At 71.6% G+C, this 18,394-nt stretch carries 19 protein-coding genes and 1 tRNA gene; 7 read left to right on the top strand and 13 right to left on the bottom strand.

The features are described 5' to 3' along the window. Positions 1 to 14 precede the first annotated feature (14 nt). Positions 15 to 503, top strand: coding sequence for a peroxiredoxin (locus tag QUG98_RS07685; protein WP_126891710.1), 489 nt, complete (start codon positions 15 to 17; stop codon positions 501 to 503). Beyond that, positions 476 to 1,420 (top strand): alpha/beta fold hydrolase, encoded by a 945-nt coding sequence (locus tag QUG98_RS07680; RefSeq protein WP_289469982.1) that lies wholly within the window; start codon positions 476 to 478, stop codon positions 1,418 to 1,420. The genes QUG98_RS07685 and QUG98_RS07680 overlap by 28 nt, the downstream gene beginning before the upstream one ends. Before the next feature lie 19 nt (positions 1,421 to 1,439). Here the strand turns inward: QUG98_RS07680 and QUG98_RS07675 are convergent, their stop codons facing one another. The 8 genes from QUG98_RS07675 to QUG98_RS07640 all read right to left on the bottom strand — a co-directional run bounded on the left by QUG98_RS07675 (position 1,440) and on the right by QUG98_RS07640 (position 8,429). After that, the gene (locus QUG98_RS07675; RefSeq protein ID WP_289469981.1) at positions 1,440 to 3,023 is read right to left on the bottom strand and encodes an alpha/beta fold hydrolase; all 1,584 of its coding nucleotides are present in this window, start codon (positions 3,021 to 3,023) and stop codon (positions 1,440 to 1,442) included. Beyond that, a complete protein-coding gene (locus tag QUG98_RS07670) occupies positions 3,020 to 3,967 on the bottom strand; it encodes an amino acid--[acyl-carrier-protein] ligase (RefSeq protein WP_289469980.1) in 948 nt (315 codons plus the stop codon). Before QUG98_RS07670 ends, QUG98_RS07675 begins: the two co-directional genes overlap by 4 nt. Further along, on the bottom strand, positions 3,964 to 5,202 hold the full coding sequence (locus QUG98_RS07665) for an acyl-CoA dehydrogenase family protein (protein ID WP_289469979.1): 1,239 nt from the start codon (positions 5,200 to 5,202) through the stop codon (positions 3,964 to 3,966). The genes QUG98_RS07670 and QUG98_RS07665 overlap by 4 nt, the downstream gene beginning before the upstream one ends. Further along, on the bottom strand, positions 5,199 to 5,486 hold the full coding sequence (locus QUG98_RS07660) for an acyl carrier protein (protein ID WP_224442912.1): 288 nt from the start codon (positions 5,484 to 5,486) through the stop codon (positions 5,199 to 5,201). The genes QUG98_RS07665 and QUG98_RS07660 overlap by 4 nt, the downstream gene beginning before the upstream one ends. A gap of 115 nt (positions 5,487 to 5,601) precedes the next feature. After that, positions 5,602 to 5,979 carry a holo-ACP synthase gene (locus QUG98_RS07655; protein WP_289469978.1) on the bottom strand — a complete coding sequence of 126 codons (378 nt, stop codon included), beginning with the start codon at positions 5,977 to 5,979 and terminating at the stop codon, positions 5,602 to 5,604. A gap of 190 nt (positions 5,980 to 6,169) precedes the next feature. Continuing rightward, entirely contained in the window at positions 6,170 to 6,802 is a 633-nt protein-coding gene (locus QUG98_RS07650; protein ID WP_289469977.1) for a hypothetical protein, read from the bottom strand. Continuing rightward, positions 6,799 to 7,794 (bottom strand): aldo/keto reductase, encoded by a 996-nt coding sequence (locus QUG98_RS07645; protein WP_289469976.1) that lies wholly within the window; start codon positions 7,792 to 7,794, stop codon positions 6,799 to 6,801. The genes QUG98_RS07650 and QUG98_RS07645 overlap by 4 nt, the downstream gene beginning before the upstream one ends. A gap of 92 nt (positions 7,795 to 7,886) precedes the next feature. After that, positions 7,887 to 8,429, bottom strand: coding sequence for a hypothetical protein (locus QUG98_RS07640; protein ID WP_289469975.1), 543 nt, complete (start codon positions 8,427 to 8,429; stop codon positions 7,887 to 7,889). 83 nt (positions 8,430 to 8,512) lie between these two features. Here QUG98_RS07640 and QUG98_RS07635 point away from each other — a divergent pair, with 83 nt between their 5' ends. Next, positions 8,513 to 10,267, top strand: a complete 1,755-nt coding sequence (locus QUG98_RS07635; protein ID WP_289470167.1) for an AMP-binding protein — start codon at positions 8,513 to 8,515, stop codon at positions 10,265 to 10,267. On the opposite strand, the gene QUG98_RS07630 is transcribed toward QUG98_RS07635, so the two are convergent. From QUG98_RS07630 to QUG98_RS07620, 3 genes are all read right to left on the bottom strand, one after another. Continuing rightward, positions 10,240 to 10,410: a hypothetical protein gene (locus tag QUG98_RS07630; protein ID WP_289469974.1), complete on the bottom strand. Its 171-nt coding sequence runs from the start codon at positions 10,408 to 10,410 to the stop codon at positions 10,240 to 10,242. The genes QUG98_RS07635 and QUG98_RS07630 overlap by 28 nt on opposite strands. Further along, the gene (locus tag QUG98_RS07625) at positions 10,407 to 10,556 is read right to left on the bottom strand and encodes a hypothetical protein (protein WP_153257441.1); all 150 of its coding nucleotides are present in this window, start codon (positions 10,554 to 10,556) and stop codon (positions 10,407 to 10,409) included. The genes QUG98_RS07630 and QUG98_RS07625 overlap by 4 nt, the downstream gene beginning before the upstream one ends. Positions 10,557 to 10,635: 79 nt before the next feature. Continuing rightward, positions 10,636 to 11,199: a MarR family winged helix-turn-helix transcriptional regulator gene (locus QUG98_RS07620; protein WP_289469973.1), complete on the bottom strand. Its 564-nt coding sequence runs from the start codon at positions 11,197 to 11,199 to the stop codon at positions 10,636 to 10,638. A gap of 421 nt (positions 11,200 to 11,620) precedes the next feature. On the opposite strand from QUG98_RS07620, the gene QUG98_RS07615 reads away from it, so the two are divergent. Next, on the top strand, positions 11,621 to 13,216 hold the full coding sequence (locus QUG98_RS07615) for a long-chain-fatty-acid--CoA ligase (protein ID WP_289469972.1): 1,596 nt from the start codon (positions 11,621 to 11,623) through the stop codon (positions 13,214 to 13,216). A 240-nt stretch (positions 13,217 to 13,456) separates the two neighbouring features. Here the strand turns inward: QUG98_RS07615 and QUG98_RS07610 are convergent, their stop codons facing one another. Next, entirely contained in the window at positions 13,457 to 15,799 is a 2,343-nt protein-coding gene (locus QUG98_RS07610; protein ID WP_281264286.1) for an AAA family ATPase, read from the bottom strand. Between the two features lie 164 nt (positions 15,800 to 15,963). Here QUG98_RS07610 and QUG98_RS07605 point away from each other — a divergent pair. Continuing rightward, positions 15,964 to 16,036, top strand: a tRNA-Val gene (locus QUG98_RS07605). Between the two features lie 60 nt (positions 16,037 to 16,096). On the opposite strand, the gene QUG98_RS07600 is transcribed toward QUG98_RS07605, so the two are convergent. Further along, entirely contained in the window at positions 16,097 to 16,522 is a 426-nt protein-coding gene (locus QUG98_RS07600) for a hypothetical protein (RefSeq protein ID WP_281264287.1), read from the bottom strand. Positions 16,523 to 16,749: 227 nt separating this feature from the next. Here QUG98_RS07600 and QUG98_RS07595 point away from each other — a divergent pair, with 227 nt between their 5' ends. Then, the gene (locus tag QUG98_RS07595; RefSeq protein WP_281264288.1) at positions 16,750 to 17,940 is read left to right on the top strand and encodes a hypothetical protein; all 1,191 of its coding nucleotides are present in this window, start codon (positions 16,750 to 16,752) and stop codon (positions 17,938 to 17,940) included. Beyond that, positions 17,937 to 18,377, top strand: coding sequence for a hypothetical protein (locus QUG98_RS07590; protein ID WP_186317532.1), 441 nt, complete (start codon positions 17,937 to 17,939; stop codon positions 18,375 to 18,377). The genes QUG98_RS07595 and QUG98_RS07590 overlap by 4 nt, the downstream gene beginning before the upstream one ends. The last annotated feature ends 17 nt before the right edge of the window (positions 18,378 to 18,394 follow it).

Genomic DNA, 18,394 nt, shown 5'->3' with positions numbered 1-18,394 from the left:
GAAGCAACGCACCGATGGCCCTGGAGATCGGCTCACTCGCGCCGGACTTCGAGCTCCCGAACCAGTTCGGTGAGCACGTCCGCCTCAGCGACTTCCGGGGCGTCCGCCCGGTCGCCCTCGTATTCTTCCCGCTGGCGTTCTCGTCCGGCTGCACCAACGAGCTCTGCACCCTGCAGGACAACATCGCGATGTTCCAGGACCAGCGCGTCGAGCTGATCGGCATCTCCGTCGACTCGAAGGCCACGCTCCGCTCGTTCGCCGAGACGCACGGCTACGACTTCGAGCTGCTCGCTGACTTCTGGCCGCACGGCGCGGTGTCGAAGGAGTACGGCGTCTTCCTCGACAAGAAGGGCTTCGCGACCCGCGCGACCTTCGTCATCGACGTGCACGGCCGCATCAAGGCGTCGATCATCACCGAGCCGGGGCTGCAGCGCGACGTCGCCGAGTACCGCGAGGCGCTCGACCGTCTCGCCGCGTGCACCGCGCCCGTCCCGGTCGCCTGAGACCGGGCGCGGTCCTCGGCGCGACGCCGTACGCGCCGTGGCCGGTACGCGACGCGCCCGCCGCGTGGGGACTGGCGCGCACCGTGGTCGCCTCCGGCAGCGGGCCCGTCGTGGTCCACCACCGGCCGGGACCCGATCCGGTGCTGCTGCTCCACGGCGTCGCCGGGTCCTGGACGACGTGGACGCCCCTGCTCGCCGCGGCCGACGGCGTCGGCGACCGGGGTCTCGTGCTCGTCGACCTGCCCGGTTGGGGCTCGTCACCGGAGCCCTCGACGCCGTTCACGGTGGACGACGGCGTCCGCGTGCTCGGCGAGGTCCTCGACGCCCTCGCCGTGGGGTCGGTCGACGTGGTCGGGCACTCGATGGGCGCCTTCGTCGGACTGCACCTCGCGGTGGTGGCCCCTGACCGCGTCCGGTCGCTCGGGCTCGTGTCCGGCACCACGACCGCGACCGTCCGTGCCGCCCGGCACCCCTGGAGGGCGCTCGTCTCCCTGCCCGCGTTCACGCTGTTGCGCGCCGGGCTCCTCGTGACGGGGCGGTCGGCGCGGCGGATCCTCCGCGCGACCGCACGGACCGGCCTCCTCCCGGTGCTCGCCGCGCCGGTGTTCGCACACGTGCGACGCCTCGACCCGAGCGTGCTCGACGCCTTCGTCGAGGAGTTCCGGCCCGCGCGCTTCACGGCGGCCGCACGGGACGCGGCCGCGTACGACGTCGAGCGGTGGAGCGCGGTCACCTGCCCGGTGGCAGCGGTCCTCGGACGCGGGGACGTCTTCGCGCGGGTGTCCGACCTCGACGACCTGCGCCGCCTGGTGCCGGGAGCACGGACGGCCGTGCTCGAGGACTGCGGGCACTTCGCGCACGCGGAGCACCCCGAGGCCGTGGCGGCGTTCCTCGCACTCGTCCCGGCGCAGGGCTGACGACGCCGGCTGCGTTCGGTCAGTGCACGAGCGCCCGCCGCGACGGGAACGTGGTGGCGACCCGCGAACGCACCTCGTCCACGACCGCACGGCGCATCGCCAGCGAGAACAACGCGTGGTCGCCGTCCGGCACCTCGACGACGGACACCCGGGCGCCCCAGCGCCGGACGGCACGACGGCCGCCGTAGCGCTCGAACCGCTCGATGTCCTCGGGTGCGGCGACCACGACGACGTCGGTGCCGTGCTCCACGAGCGGGCCGAGGTGTCCGACGACCCCACCGAGGGCACCGCGGCGCGCGACCGCGTCGCGCACCACCGCGGGTACGAGCCGGTTGTACGGACCGCGGAGCGCGCGCCGCAGCTTGGAGGCGTCCGCGACCGCCTGCGCCGACTCCGCGTAGGTCCCGGGCGCGGCGGGTGTCCGCCGGTAGTCGTTCGGGCTGATCTCGACGACGAGCCGCGGGTTCTCGGCCACCGCGCGGCCGGCGATCCACGCACCGGCGCACATGCCGACGATCGCGAGCCGTTCGGAGGGGATGCGCAGCGCCCTGACCACCTCGTGCTGGTCGTCGACCCACTCCTGGGCGAACAGGAACGCGTCCTCGTCCGCCCGCACCGCGGAGCTCTCACCCGTCCCGCGGCGGTCGACCCGCACGACGCGGACGCCGTCCCGGGCGAGGGTGCGGGCGAGCGCGACCTGGTAGTCGACCGCGCCGGTGCGGTGCTCGGCGCCGCCGTTGTGGAGCAGCACGACCGGGGCGTCCTCGTCCTGGGCCGACGACACGGTCTCCACCGCGAAGAGCCCGTGCGGTCCGAGCTGGAGCACCCGCTCGGACACGCGGTCGTCCACGTCGAGCACCTCGGCGACCGCCGGAGGGGTGGTCGGGACGGCCGCGGCGGGAGCCCAGCGGTCGAGCCGCCGGGCGACCGCCTCGACGGCGTCCCCGGGTATCCGGGCGTCGATGCTCGTGCCGTCCAGGAGCTCGGCGGTGCCGGGCACCTCGAGGACCTCCGCGGAGGCGAGCGCGCGGGGCGCGACGCCGCCAGGTCGGACGACCGCGACCGTCGTGGCGGCACGCGGCGGGTACGTCAGCGCGCCGAGGGTCGCGAGCTCCTCCGGGCCCAGGTCGATGCCGACGAGCGACTCGATCCGGTCGAGGACCCGGTCGGGTCCGATCGCGATCGCGGCGAGGGCACGCTGTCGCCGCAGCCAGGCGCGGCCGGACGCCGGGGCGTCCCACACCACCAGGGCGTCGTCGTCGGTCGCGGCGGCCGCGGCGACGAGGGCCGCCGAGGCGAGGCCCACGAACGCGACGTGCTCCACGCCGGACCGACGCAGCAGGGCCGCGGCGGCGCGTGCGGACCGGACCTGCGCGTCGGGGTCGTCGTCGTCCACGGAGTCCCCACGTCCGGACGGGTCGTAGCGCACCGAGGCCACGCCACGCGCCTCCAGGCGGTCCGCCAGCAGGCGCAGCGTGCGGTACGCGATCACGCCCTCCTGGCCGAGCGGCGGGCAGAGGACGACGCCGGCGCGCGCGGTGGCCGGCAGCTGCACGGCGACCCGCAGCGCAGGGGAGCCGGCCCAGCCGTGGTGGGTGGTCACAGCGCCAGGGCCGCGCGGACGTCCGACGTCCAACGGTCCGGGTCGGTGCCGTGCGCGGCGAACAGGGCGATGGTGATGCGCTCGAGGCCGAACGCGAGGCACGCACTGTGCGCGACCTCGCCGTCGGCGGTGCGGAGCCCGAACGCGGTGCCGAAGTGGTCCTCGTGGAGGTTCGCCGACGAGATCGCCGTCGGGTCGTGGTCCGGGCCGTACACGGGGCTGACGAACTCGTACTTGAGCGACTGCTCGACCTGGTTGCGGGCGAGGATCTGCCCGACGCGGCCGAAGAACGGGTCGTTGGCCGGCACGACGTCGATCGCCAGACCGAAGGACTCCAGCAGCGCGCGCATGCCCGGGATCCGGCCGTCGCGGTGCGCCTTCGCCGACTCCGGGGTGCCGACGTGCACGAACTCGTGCATGTGGAACGCCTGCAGCCGCATCGGGTCGAGGGACGGCTCGCGGCGGAAGGAGTCGCCGACGATGTCGAACGCGCGGCCGCCCTCGGGGACGGTGTCGCCGATCAGGCCGTAGACGGGGTGGCACACCGCGGGGGTGAGCATCAGGTCGGCCGGCTCGAGGAAGGTCTCCCAGCGCTCGCCGCGCTCCCGGGCGGCGAGCAGGGCACGGTGGGTCCGGTCGTCGCCGGTGAAGCCGGAGATCGACGCGGCGAGGTCGGGGAAGGAGGCGATGTAGTCGGTGCGCTCGAAGGCGGCCAGGGGTTCGACCGGCGGGAAGCGCAGGACCTCGGCGTCGAGGTCGGCCTGGCTCCGCACGGCTGCGGCGTCGACGGCCGTGTACACGCGCTCGAAGACACCGGTGCGTCCGTAGAGCCCGGGGGACCCGAGGTCGATGAGCACGCCGTCGGCGAGCAGGCGTCCGCGCAGCTCGGCACGCGCGGCGTCCAGGGCGGACGTGGTCGTGGTGGTGGGGTCGGTGATCGTCACAGGATCGCTCCGCTCATCAGTGCCAGTGCGGCGTCGTTGTGGAGGAGCCGGTCGTTGCTCACCATGACGGCGGCTCCGTGGGCGTCCCGGAGGTGCCGGGCGGTGCTCAGCGGCCCGGAGGCCGCGTAGCCGGCGATGCCGACGACGCGCATCGCCGCCGTCACGATGTCGACGACCCGCTGCGATGCGGCGACCTTGAGGGCGTTCGCGGCGAGCGCGTGGGCCGGGGACTCCAGGACCGCCGCGTCGTCGGCGGCACGGTCGAACCGCTCCGCCGCGTGTCGCACCGCGTCTGCGAGGGTCTGCAGCTCCACCAGCAGCTCGGCGAGCCGGAGGGCCCCGGGCGGGGTCGTCCCGACGGCGGCCCGGGCCTGCTTCCGGACCGCGCTCCGGGCTCGGTCGGCGGCTGCGGCGGCGATGCCGGTCCACACGGACGCCCACAGGACGTGGGAGACCGGCAGGACCGTCTGCGCCGAGATCGTCGCGTAGTCGTCACGGAGCACCCGGTCCTCGTGCGTCTCGGCGTCGAGCACCCACCCGTGGCTGCACGTGCCGCGGAGACCGAGGGTGTCCCACGTCGACGTCTGCGTCAGCGTCGTCTCCTCGGGCAGGCAGACGACGAGCCGCTGGTCCGACGGGGCGGCGTCCGGGTCGCGGCGGGCGGTGACGAACACGGCGTCGGCCTCGGTCGCGTAGGAGATCACCGGCGCCTCCTTGTGGAGGTGGATGCGGCCCGCCGCAGAGCTCTCGATGGCGCAGGTGCTCCGGCGAGCGTCGCCGCCGATGCCCTTCTCGGTGGTCGAGGAGGCCACGAGCGCCCCCGCCAGCACCGCCTCGGTCATCGCGGTGATGCCGAGCCCCACGCCGCCGTGCCGCCAGAGCGCCATCGCCTGTCCGTGGTGCATCGCGAACACCATCCCGGTCGCGGCGCATGCGCTCCCGAGGGTCGTCGCGATCGCGGAGAGCTCGGTGAGGGTCGCCCCCTCGCCGCCGAGCGTGGTCGGGACCGCCGCCGCCAGGAGTCCGTGCTCCTTCATGGCGGCGATCGCCTCGCGCGGGGGACGCGCGTCGCGGTCGACCTCGTCGGCGTGGTGTGCCGCGACCTCGGCGACCCGGGCGGCGCGGGCGGCGAAGCGGTCGGCTGCTCCGGCTCCGGCTCCGGCTCCGGCTCCGGCTCCGGCCGTGGTCGGGTCGTCTCCGGCGACGTCGTCGTCGGTCAGCAGACGGGTGCTCACGCCGCGGCCTCTGCGGCGGCCGCGATCGACTCGATCGTGGCGAAGGTCGACCGGTGCAGCAGGGCGTCCGGGAACTCCACGTCGAGCTCGTCCTCGACCGCGAGCATCACGTTCACGGTGGCGTGCGAGGTCAGCCCGAGGACGTAGAGGTCGGCGATGGACGCGACGTCGGACGCGTCGACGGAGAGGTGTCCGTGCTCGGCGAGGGCCCGTCGGACGGCCTGCTCGGCGCGCGGCGCGGCGAGGGCGACGGAGGGGGATGCGGAGGTCGGGTCCTGGTGCATGTGAGCCACCCTAGGGAGGGTGCGGACCCGGAAAACCGCCGTGCCGGTGCGTGATCCCGCACGTGCGCCGCAAGGAGGACCGGGTTCCGCCGGCCGACACCGGACCGGCGGTCGGTCAGCGCTCGGCGAGCGCGACGGCGGTCGCGATCGCCAGCCCCCGTTCGTGTGACAGCGACACAGCGACGTGGCCGCACCCGAGGGCGGCGGCGAGCTCCGCAGCGCGCCCGGACAGCTCGACGACCGGCCGGCCGGCGGTGTCCAGCACCACCGCGACGTCGGTCGGCAGGACCGCGTCGTCCGGTGCGGGACGCAGGAGCTTCAGGACCGCCTCCTTGCCGGCGAACCGGGCCGCGAGACGCTCGGGGTCGTCGTTGCAGTCGGCCCGCTCCCGCGCGGTGAACACGCGCGACAGGTAGCGCTCGCCGTGGGCGGTGATGCCGGCGACGACGTCCTCGACCGCGGCGAGGTCGGTGCCGGTCCGGATGGTCGTCATGGACGAAGCGTACGGGCCCCTGCGTGCTGCGACCGGGCAGGCGGCGACGACACGGCCGCGGTGTCGACCGTGTCACCGGCCGTGGCACCGACCGTGTCACCGGCCGCGGTGCCGTCAGCCGGCGCCGGCCGTCAGCCGGTGCCGGCCGTCAGCCGGTGCCGGCCGTCAGCCGGCGCCGGCACCGTGTCCGTCAGCGGTACTGCGGCGGCCAGTCGAAGGGTGCGGGCAGGTGCGGCACCTCGCCGATCGTCGTGACGGCGAGGACGACCTCGCGCCGGTTCGTCAGCTCGATCGACCGCGGGTTGCCGAGGTACCGCTGTCCGTCGACCCACACCGTGAGCTCGCCGCGGAGTCCGCCGACGTGCCCCGCGCCGAGCGAGACGTCCCACTCGTCGAAGAACTGCCCGAGCGTGAAGGTCTGCCGGGTCGGCGACTCGACGTGCAGGATGCCGGAGGTGTCGTGCGTGTGCAGCTCGGCGGCGAAGCGCTCCCGCGACGAGTGCCCGACGTTCCCGGGCACGGTCACCGGCGTCGACCCGTCCAGGATCGTCAGGTGGGTGTGCACGTGCTCGGCGAGCGGCTCACCCCAGACGTTCCGCAGGTCGGCCGCCTCGGCACGCGTCTGCAGGTCGGTCGGTGCCGGCCAGGGAGGCGCGGTGCGGGTCGTGCCCGCAGCCGGCGCCGTGCAGAGCGCGAGCAGGACGACGGCCACCGCCGCCACGAGCGTCACGACGACGCTGCGGGGCGCCGTCCGTCCGCCGGCTCGCGCGCCGGGACGGCGCCCGGGTCCCGGTCGGCGGCCCGTGCCGTCCGTGGGGCTCACCACTTCTCGTGCACGGTGGCGCGGAACCACCGGTCGTAGAGCTCGTGCACGGTGGTGTCGAGGCTGCCGAGGTCGAGGGTGCCGCCGTCGAGCAGGGCCGCCGCCCCGGCGTTGGAGCGTGCCTGCTCGGGGTTCCGCGCGCCGGGGATGGCGGCGGTCACACCGTCCTGCGCGACGATCCAGGCGAGCGCCGCCTGCGGGACGGACACCCCCTCGGGCAGGGCGGCGGCGAACGCCTGCGCGGCCTGCACGCCGTCCGCGAAGTCGACGCCGCTGAACGTCTCGCCCTGGTCGAACGCCTCGCCGTGGCGGTTGTAGTTGCGGTGGTCGCCCTCGTTGAACGTGGTCTCGGTCGTGTACTTCCCGGAGAGCAGCCCCGATGCCAGCGGGACGCGCGCGAGGATGCCGACCCCCGCCTCCCGGGCGGCCGGCAGCACGCGGTCCAGCGGCTTGAGGCGGAACGCGTTGAGGATGACCTGGACGCTCGCGACGTGCGGCCGGGCGATCGCGGTGAGCGCCTGGTCGGCGGTCTCGACGGAGACGCCGTACGCGGCGATCGACCCGTCGGCGACGAGCGCGTCGAGGGCGTCGTACACGGCGTCGTCGTCGAACACGGGAGTGGGCGGGCAGTGCAGCTGCACGAGGTCGAGGGTGTCCTGGCCGAGGTTCCGGCGGGACCGGTCGACCCACTCGCGGAAGTGCGCTGCGACGTAGTTCGACGCGACCTGCTCCGCGCGGCGGCCCATCTTCGTCGTGACCGTCAGCGGAACGTCCGGGTTCGCCCGTCGCCAGGAGCCGATGAGCTGCTCGCTGCGGCCGTCGCCGTACACGTCGGCGGTGTCGAACAGGGTGACGCCGGACTCGACCGAGGCGTCCATGACGGCGGCGGCGTCCTGCTCGCTGACGGGGCCCCAGTCACCGCCGAACTGCCAGGTGCCGAGGCCGACGACGGACACGGAGCGGCCGGTGCGGCCGAGGGTGCGACTCTGCATGCGGCCCACCGTAGTCACGGCGGCCGCGGACGGCCCGGGACGATCCCCGTGGCGCAGGGCCGGGCGGGAGCGGCGGCGCAGGGCCGCGGCGGTCAGGACTCCGTCGGGTGCGGCTCGGTCGCGACACCGCGGCGGAGCAGGGTCCGGGCAGCGCGGGCGCGGGGGATGACCCAGAGGGCGGACCAGGCCCCGATGCCGAGCCAGAGCGTCACGAGCATCCCGGTCAGGAGCGGGCCGTGCTGGTCGGCCATCGAGAGCGTCATCGCGGTCCACAGCACGCAGAGGACGATCTTGCCCCAGCCGGCGCCCTCGCGGTCCGCCTGCGCCTGCAGTGCCGGGACCCACTCGTCCGCCGTCACTCCGGGCGGCACGCGCTGCTCCGCGACCCAGCGCTGCACGGCCACCGATCGCTCGTAGCCGCCTGCGGCTCGCCACGAGCGCAGCTGCGTCCACACGCCGATCGCCGCACCGAGGAGCCCGGCCGGCACGCCGACCCCGACGAGCAGCGCCGTGGTCGTCGTCACCCAGGACGACGCGACGAGCACGGCGAGCACCACGCCGAAGGCGGCACCCGCGCCCGCGCTGCCGAGCAGCCGCAGCCGCCCGGCCTCGTCCACCACGCCGACACCGTCCACGCCGACGACCGTACCCGTGTCGTGCGAGGGTGCGCTGCGAGCGCGTCGGGAGCCGGGTGGGGCATGATCGACCGGTGCCCTCCCTGAACCCGACCACGGTCTACCGCGCCGCCCGCGACGAGCTGCTCGCCGTCCTCGACGAGCCCGACGCCGCGCGCGCCGAGGCCGCCCGACGCGCCTTCCGCTGGCCGGACCTGGGCGGGACGTTCAACTGGGCCACGGACTGGTTCGACGTGGTCGCGCACGGGAACGACCGCGTGGCGCTCTGGATCGTCGACGAGGACGGTGGCTCCCGCACGACCTACGCCGAGATGGCCGCCCGCTCGGACCGGCTCGCCGTGCACCTGGACCGGCTCGGTGTCCGGAAGGGCGACCACGTGCTCCTCATGCTCGGCAACCAGCTCGAGCTCTGGGAGACGATGCTCGCGGTGATGAAGCTCGGCGCGGTGATCCTGCCGACCTCGACCATGCTCGACACCGCCGACCTGCAGGACCGCATCGACCGCGGAGGCGTGGCGCACGTGGTGACGAACCACGGCGAGACGCCGAAGTTCGACGGCGTCACCGGGGCACCATCACGCATCGTCGTCGGGGGCACGGCGGACGGCTGGACGTCCTACCCGGACGACCTCGGCGATCCGGCACCCGCGGGCGAGTCGCGACCCGTCGTGACCACCAGCACCGACGACCCTTGCCTGGTCTACTTCACATCGGGTACGACCTCGCGGCCGAAGATGGTCGTGCACACCCAGGCGTCCTACCCGGTCGGCCACCTGAGCACGATGCACTGGCTCGGCCTCCGACCCGGCGACGTGCACCTCGCGATCAGCTCGCCCGGATGGGGCAAGCACGCCTGGAGCTGCTTCTTCGCCCCGTGGATCGCCGAGGCGACCGTCTTCGTGTACGACACCCCGCGCTTCGACCCGGCCGGTCTCCTCGCGCAGCTCGACGAGGCCGGCGTGGACACCTTCTGCGCACCGCCGACCGCCTGGCGGATGCTGCTGCAGGCCGACCTCGGACCGAAGCCACGCGCACTCCGAGAGGTGGTGTCGGCCGGCGAGCCGCTGAACCCCGAGGTGATCGCCCGCGTGCAGGCGGCCTGGGGTCTGACGATCCGTGACGGCTACGGCCAGACCGAGACCACGGCGATCATCGGCAACGTGCCGGCCGCACCCGTGACGCCCGGCGCGATGGGGCGCCCGCTGCCCGGTGTCGCCGTGACGCTGCTCGACCCGCTGACGGGCCGTGCCGGCGACGAGGGCGAGGTCTGCCTCGACCTGACCGAGCGGCCGACGAACCTGATGGCCGGGTACCTCGGCGACCCGGAGCGCACCGCGGATGCGATGCGCGACGGCTTCTTCCACACCGGCGACATCGCGAGCCGCGACGCCGACGGCCAGCTCACGTTCATCGGTCGGACCGACGACGTGTTCAAGTCCTCGGACTACAAGGTGTCGCCGTTCGAGGTCGAGAGCGCGCTCCTGCAGCACGCGGCCGTGGCCGAGAGCGCGGTCGTGCCCGCTCCGGACGACGCCCGGTTGAACGTCGTGAAGGCGTACGTCACGCTCGCCGCCGGGTTCGAGCCGACGGCCGAGACCGCCCGCGCGGTGCTCGAGCACGCCCGGGTCGCGCTCCCGGCGTACGCCCGCGTCCGCCGGGTCGAGTTCGGGCAGCTGCCGAAGACGATCTCGGGCAAGATCCGCCGGGTCGAGCTCCGCGAGCGTGAGGAGGCCGCGGCGGCGGCCGGCACGCCGGTCGAGGGGGAGTGGCGGGACGAGCAGTTCCCGGAGCTCCGGACGGTCGGCCGCGCTCAGGCGGCGCGGAAGAAGTCGCCGTAGGTCGGCTCGGGCGGGACCGCACCGTGCGTGCGGTGGTGCACCAGGGCGTCGATCTCGTCGGGGTGCCGCAGCCCGCGGCGGTGCCACTCGTGCGGGTGGCGCTGGAGTTCGCGGAGTTCGGTCGCGGTGCGCATCGTGTTCACGCCCCGAGGGTGACGACGGTGACGGCGGCGGTGGCGACGGTCACGGCGACGATGCCGAGGCTCGTGGCGACGGTGGCGAGGAGCCGCCCACGGGCGGCCTCCCGGACCTCGGAGAACTGCGAGTGCGTCGCGTCGATGGTGCTCATGGCCGGCCCTTCCCGTGCTGTGGACGGTCGCCGATCGGCGACTGGGACCAGCCTGCTCTGATTTCTCTAGTTTGTCTAACTACCGACTTGGATGCGTACGCATATCGGCCATCGCGCTCGGGCGGTCGGCGCCGTCGGCCTCGACGGCGGGGGAGTCGGCGCCCATCGCGTCGATCACCTCGGCGAAGAACGCCTGCATCTCGGCCACGGTCTCGGGTGACAGTCGGTCCGCCGCGGCGATCATGCGTGCGTGCACGTCGGTCAGCTCGGACCGGATCTCGTCATCGCTGTGCACCGTCGCGACGAGGATGGCTCCACGTCCGTCGGTCGGGTCCGCTCGGCGCTCCGCGTGGCCGCTGGCGACCAGTCGCTTCACGACGGCCGTGGTCGACGCCGACGTGATGCCCAGGTGGGCGGTGAGGTCGCCCGGACGCACCGTCCGTCGCTGTTCGGCTGCGCGCAGCAGGAACCGGACGGCCTCCGTGTCGGTCGCGTTCATCCCCATCGAGCGGCGCTTGCGCTCGCGCATCGCGACCTCCGCGGCCCGGTACCGGCGCATCGTCGTGAGCAGCTCGACACCCGTCCTGGTCGGCCGGTCCGGGTACCAGTACCCGGACGTGCCGTGCGTGCCGTCCTCGGTCATCGCACCCTCCTACGTCGTCGGATCGACAGTACCGAGCGGTTCCGGTGGGGTGGGGGACAACGGGGTACGAGACGGAGGGGAGGCGCGGGGCGGGCCCGCCACGGGCCTCCCGTCCGACGCGGGGCGACCAGGTCGCGCTCCCGCCCACGTGCAGATCGGCCCCGAGAGGGGACGGCGGCCGATCCGTGACCCGAACACAGACCGGCCGCCCGTGCCGTGGTGCCTGACCCGCACCACGACGTCTCGATTGAACACGATCCTGCTGGGAGCGCAAGCCCACAGCCGCTCCGCGCAGCGCGCGCAGCCGACGTCCAGGTGCAGCGATCGCGGTGGCACGCCCGGAGGCCCGCATCCGGTCCGCAGACCCCGCGGAGCCGTAGGCTCCGTGAGGAGAACTCGTCACGGGAGACGGAAGGCCGGCATGACCAGCACCACCACCAGCAGCCACCCCGCACCCGGCGCCCCCGACGGCGCCAGGACGACCCGGGCCACCGCCTCGGTCGCCGCGATCCTCGCCGAGTCCGCGGCGCGGTTCCCGGACGACGTCGCCGTCGTGGTGGGTGACCAGCGGACCACCTACGCAGAGCTGTGGCAGCAGACCCTCGCCTACGCCGGCGGACTGCGCGCACGCGGTGTCCACGAGGGCGACCGGGTCGCGATGCTCGTGCCGAACGTCGCCGACTTCCCGCGGGTGTACTACGCGGTCCTCGCGCTGGGTGCCGTGGTCGTCCCCGTGCACGCCCTCCTCAAGCGCGGCGAGATCGAGTTCGTGCTCCGCGACAGCGACGCGCGGCTGCTGGTCTGCGCCGCACCGCTGCTCGGCGAGGGAGCGGCCGGGGCGGAGCGTGCCGGCGTCGACGTCCTCAGCGTGCTCGGCCCCGCGGACGCCGCGGGTGCCCCGGACCGGCTGGAGACCGTCGCCGCGGCGAGCGAGCCGCTCGACACCTACGTGCCCCGCCACCCGTTCGACACCGCCACGATCCTGTACACGAGCGGCACGACCGGGAAGCCGAAGGGTGCCGAGGGGTCGCACTTCGCCCTGCTCGAGCAGGTCAACACGTGCCTGCTCACCACGTTCGACATGCGCCGGGGCGACGTGCTGCTCGGCGCGCTGCCGCTCTTCCACACCTTCGGGCAGACCTGCACCATGAACACCGGCTTCCGTGCCGGCGCGACCATCGTCATGCTGCCGAAGTTCGACGGCGACGCCGCCCTCGCGGCGATGGTCGAGCACGACACGGCCATCTTCATGGGCGTCCCGACGATGTACATCGCGCTGCTCGACGCGGCCACCCGGAGCGACGCTCGACCGCATCTCCGCTACGCGATCTCCGGCGGTGCCTCGCTACCGCTCGCCGTGCTCGAACGGTTCCAGCAGGTGTTCGACGCGCCGGTGCACGAGGGCTACGGCCTGACCGAGACCTCGCCCGTGGCGTCGTTCAACCACGTCGGCGCGACCCCGCGACCGGGCACCATCGGCACGCCGATCTGGGGCGTCGACATCGAGATCGCCGACCCCGAGGTCACCGATCGCACGGTCCTGCTGCCCCGCGGCGAGATCGGCGAGCTGGTGATCCGCGGGCACAACCTGATGAACGGGTACCTGAACCGACCGGAGGCCACCGCCGAGGCGATCGTCGACGGGTGGTTCCGCACGGGGGACCTCGGCACGAAGGACGACGACGGCTACCTGACGATCGTCGACCGCACGAAGGACATGATCATCCGGAACGGCTACAACGTGTACCCGCGGCAGGTCGAGGAGGTCCTCGCCGCGCACCCGGACGTCACGATGGCCGCCGTGTTCGGGGTCCCGCACGCGGTGCACGGGCAGGAGGTCGCCGCGGCCGTGGTGCTCCGCCAGGGGGCCGAGGTGACCCCGGACGAGCTCGTGCGCTTCGTCGCGGACGAGATCGCCGTGTACAAGTACCCGCGGGTCGTGCACGTCGTGGACGCGCTGCCGCTCGGACCCAGCGGGAAGGTGCTGAAGCGGGAGCTCGTCGAGCGGTTCGGCTGAGGGCTCCGCGCGACGGCCGACGGTCGGGACGGCACCGGTGAGCGTCTAGGATCGTCGGCAGGGGCCTTTAGCTCAGCTGGTAGAGCGCCACGTTTACACCGTGGATGTCAGTCCCGTCGCTCGCGCTCCGCTGGTCGCCGAAAGACCAGGTCAGGACGGTGATCGTCCCGTTCCCTCTGACTGGTCCGAGCGTTGCTCCGTGTCCGTGTCGGTTTGGTGTCGGTGCGGAAATGGCAACGGCTAGGCGGCAGCGACCGGTTCCACCGTGACCGAAGCCGCACCGATGTACGAGAGGCCCGGCACGACGGCGGCGCACATCTGCTCGAAGTGCGGCCGATCCACTGCCGCGATGAAGCGGAACACCGACTCGAGGACGACCACCGCCTCGTGCACGTCCACGGGCCGAGAGATGTCCGCTTCTTCGCTGTGCGACGACTGGTGAAGGAACCGCACCAGACGCTGGCGGAGTGGCTGCTCGATCTGGTGTTCGTCGAACGCCGTCCGCATGCTCCCTTCGAAGTCGCCCATGAGCACTGGCAACCGAAAGGCCAGGAACGACTCCAAGAGCCGCCTCGCGGCGTTCGGTAGGAGCGCAGCAGCTTCAAGCTCAGCCTCGAACTGCGTACCGGAGTTCCGCTCGAGGACGGCACTGCCGACTCGCCAGAACAGGTAGTGGTACTGGGAGCGCAGCTTCTTGCGGAGCTGAGGGTCGCTCCAGCTCCGCAGCACAGGCACACGACGGGGAACGTCCTCAGCGTCGCGACTCACCCTCGAGCGCAGCTCGTGCAATGAGTACGAGTTGTCCCGGCGGAGCCGCGAGTGCAGCCGGTCCAGTTGGTTCACCCACATCCGGAAGAGCTCGAAGCTGTGCGTGAGCAGGATCAACTGGTGGCGGATGCCCGCTCCGACGAAGGTGTTCCAGAGGTGCCCGGAGACGCCGACCATGATCTCCTGGTCCAGACTCGACACCGGATCGTCAATGACGACGGTCAGGTCGGCGCCACGCATCGTCTCGTCGCGGAGGCTGCACAGGAAGTGGAGCAGCGAGATCGCCGTCCGCTCGCCCTCGCTGAGACCGACGGCCGGGCGCCCGTCCCGTTCGATGGCGTAACGCCCATCGACGGCGGTGAAGCGGAGCTCGTCGCGACCGAGGAGGACGGCAACGTCTCGGGTGAGCTCGCTTGCAAGTGGTCCCGCGTCGAGCCCGGCAGAATTCAGGCGCCCACGTTCGCGGGTCAACTGCTCGCGCTCGGCGCCGTGGTCTGCCGCTTGTTGCTCGGCGCCGAGCGCTCGCTCCGACAGCGACACGTACTCCGAGCGGATCAACTCGACCCGAGCGCGCTCGACACGGTCGGCGGCGTCCGCGCGGATCGACTCGAACGCCGCCGAACGCTCGTTGTGGTCCCGCAGCACGAGGTTGATCGCGGCCACGTCGTCCGATTGGCCGTCGACAACACCGGGATCGAACGTGACCACGTCGAACATCGCGGAGCGCTTGGTCTCGATCGCACGGCGAACCGCGTCGAGGGCCTCGCTTCGAGACGTGGTGGCCTCTCGCACCCCGGCGAGCAGCTCACCGTACGACTCCCGGAGCGGCGGGTACAGGAGATTTGCTGCCGGCGCGCGGGAGATCATGCCCTGCTGAGCCGCGATGACCGCTGCGACGCGGCCGTCCAGCATGTCGAGCGTGCGCTCCAGCTGCCGGAACCGGCCGTCGAAGTGCGCGGCCAGAGCACCTCGGCGTTCGTCGGTCACCACACCGCCACAGAACAGGCACCGATCGCGTTGCTCGTGCCTCGACACGCCTTCACTCACCCAGGTGCTGTCCTCGGGATGCGCGGCCAGGTCGTCGAGGACCACGTTCGACACCGAGGTGGCAAGCGCGTCACCCACCTCGGCGACGAGCGGAACGACACTTTCACCGGTGATGGTGAGGAGGGAGACTGGCTCCATCTTCTGCGGACGAACAGTGCCGAGATGCGTCGAGATGACCTCGTCGAGGGGTTCGTCGAACCTGGTCGGCAAGGCATCCAGCAAGGTCTTCACCTGGCGACGGTTGTAGGCCCGGCCGTACCGTGCGCTCACGTGCTGCAGCTCGCTGTGGATCGTCGTCGCGGTCGCAGTTGCGAGACGGTCCGCAGCGTTTCTCGCGCGGCCGGCGTCCTCAACCGCGAGACGCTCCTCGCTCTCGATGATCTCGAGGCGTTCGGCGATCTGCGCGAGCCGTGTCTCGCGACCAACGCTCTTCTGGCCGAGGACGAGAAGCGGTGCTGCCTCGCTGCGATCGGTGCCGAAGCTCAGGTTGTTCTCGACGTAGTCCTGGTTGAACACGCGGACGCGTGTCCAGAAGGGGTCCTCGCTCGACGTGACTTGGCGAAGCCTGTCGCCGTCTTCGACTGAGACGTGCACGGTCGAGGCCGATGATGCCGCGGTCGCCTCGCCGAACGCGCGTGCGACTGACGACTTGCCGGTGCCGTTGCCGCCATAGACGACGTTGATCCGTTCGAAGTTGGAGGAATCGCTGCCGGGCTGCCAACGCCGGAAAAGACCGATGCCGTCGATACGGACGATGCGCTTGATCACGGGACCCCCGGCCCTTCGAGTGTGGACCCGGTCGGGTCGAACGAGCGCCGCAGCGCCGAGGGCAAGTATCGCGCAGGCGAGAGTCGGCCACCGTCGTCGGCGACGGCGAGTCAAGTCGCTCGTCGTCACGATGTCAGCTCATCGCCAAGTAGGATCGGCCTTGAGGGCTCTTAGCTCAGTTGGTAGAGCACTTCGCTTACACCGAAGTGGTCGGCGGTTCGAGCCCGCCAGAGCCCACCGGACCCTGGCAATGGTTCCGGCTCGAGCACGGGTCAGCTCCGCCGACTCGGCTCGTGATCAGCCGACGTAGAACACGTGGGGCGCACGGGCCTGCACCGAGAGCTGTCCGCCGGGACCGTTGCCCCCTACGATGACTTTGAACGGCTGCCCCGAGCCGTGATTTCGTCCAGCGCATGCGCACTCACACAGCCATGCGTTTTCGGGGAGTCCCGTCTTCCAGCACGCTTCCACGCACTTCTCGACACCGCCATGCTGAATCACCGTTACCCGGCCGTATCGTGCGGCGAGACCGTGGATGACAGCGTTCGTGTGCGGCCGCGAGACCGACCATGATCGGGAGCTGGGGGAGTAGTCGACCTGACCACGCCGTGAAGCGTTGAACATGTCTCCGAGGATGGTGTAGCCGCGTCCGTTGCCCTCGAACGGCATGTTCTGGATCTCCGTGCGCCGACCAGGACGAATCGTCACCGTGAGATCACCCATGCTCGGAGCCTAGAGGCTCTCGAGCGGTGCGCGCCGGAGGTCTGGAGCGGGATTGGGGCAAGGCGCACTTGTACGCGTCACCTTCTTGATGGCCTCCGGTCGGCGAGTTGACTTGCTCGACACCCGAACTCGGGGTCGCTTCGAAGGCCGACATGAGGGATCGTCGGTTGGATGGGGAGCACGGCAGCCACCGAGTCTGGATCGTTGAGCCACCACGCGGTGTTGCCGTGAGCGCCGACCAGCCAGGGACGATCGCGGTCACTCTGCACGGGAGCCGCGTGATGATCGACCGCGTCGTCTTCGTCGAGCTGTTCGAGAACTCTGTCGTGAGTGCACGCGTTCCGTATCGCCACGCCCTCGAACGGTCAACGATCAGCTTTTCTGATCTCGTCGATCTGGCGCGCACCGCACAGGTGCCGTACGCACTCTGCTTCGCGCCGCGCGAGCTGGTTCGGGCGCAGGTCGAAACGAAGACGCAGAAGCTGCTGCAAGGGTTGAGCAAAGACACCTTCGCCGTCAACTCGCGTACGACGATCGAGCTCAGCGACGTCGAGCTCATCGTCAAGGATCTTGTGCGGAAGCAGATGATGCTGCGCACTCACGACGAGTCGCTCGCCGAGAACAAGATCGTTGGAGTCCTCCGGAAGCCTCGGGCGACGATCGAGGAGGACGTCGCCGTGCTGCTCACAGCTCTCGACTTGGATGTGGCCGTACTCCGCTCGGCTCGATCGAAGGGCGCCGCCCTGTCGTTGCTCATCGAGACGCTGGAGTCGCACCAGATCCTCGTCTCGCGCAGCGTCCGCGGCTTCATGCCGCAGCTCATCGAGGTCAAGTTCAGTGGGCTGACCATCAAGGACAAGAAGGTCCCGTACATCTTCCTCTCGCGGGGGAGTCACGGCGACGACGAGGAGCCGGAGGGGCGTCAGCTCTTCACGCTTACCCTTCTCACCGTCTTGGTCGCTCGCGGCATCTTCGCCCCGGTGACCTACGACGGCCGGAACCTTGCGTCGAACCCGGGCCGCGAGTACGACATCGTTGGCGAGGTCCTAATGCCGGCGGCGCAGATGCGAACGGTTCCGTCCGACGACCTCGGGAAAATCAGGAGCACCGCCGACTCGTTCAAGGTGACTCCGAGCGCGCTGGTCGTGCGCCTCCAGCGGCTCGGACTCATCAGTTGTGTCGGTGCTCAGCAACACCTCGAGGAACTTCGCCTCGAGTTCGCCAACCGGCCGAAGTCGCAGGGCCGCCAACCGAAACCCGTGAACGGGGTCCGGACGTACAACGGCCGGGAGCTGTCCGTTCGCATGCTCGGCGCGCTGGATGCCGGCAAGATCACCGAAGGTGAGTTCTGCCGAGCGGTCTGCGCGAACAAGATCCGACCGCGAGAGATCCGGGACTTCCGGGAGGCGCTCGGATGATGGGGACGTTCTACCTCCTCGACAACAACGCGTTGACTCGGCTGACGCCAGAGCAACGCTCCTCGGCGTTCGTGCACGAACAGTGTCGGCTACCGTCCGAAGTGCTCCACGAAGCACGATTCCTTCCGGACGTCGATTCGCTGCGCGCGCTCGAATACTCGACCGATGAGGGCGTCCTCCTGCACCTCGCTGCCGTCCTTCAATGTGTTCCAGCCGACGACACGACCCTCATCGACCTCTACGCAAATCTCGGGAATGCCGACCCGATGTTGCTCGCGTGCGCGCTCGACGCGATGGCCGAGGCTGAGCTGGGTCTGTTCGGTGCGGAGTGGGTGGTCGTGTCGAACGACCGCGCCGTGGTGACGCTGGCTGGTGACCTAGGCGTGCCGACACTCTCGAGCGACGAGTTCTCGTTGGTGCTCATCGAGGAGGGCTGAGACGGAGCGGCCGGGCC

Origin of the sequence: Curtobacterium subtropicum (assembly GCF_030362975.1) — a bacterium.
GTDB lineage: Bacteria > Actinomycetota > Actinomycetes > Actinomycetales > Microbacteriaceae > Curtobacterium > Curtobacterium subtropicum.
Note: the sequence above shows the minus strand (reverse complement) of the source record. Positions and strands in the feature narration are given on the sequence as shown.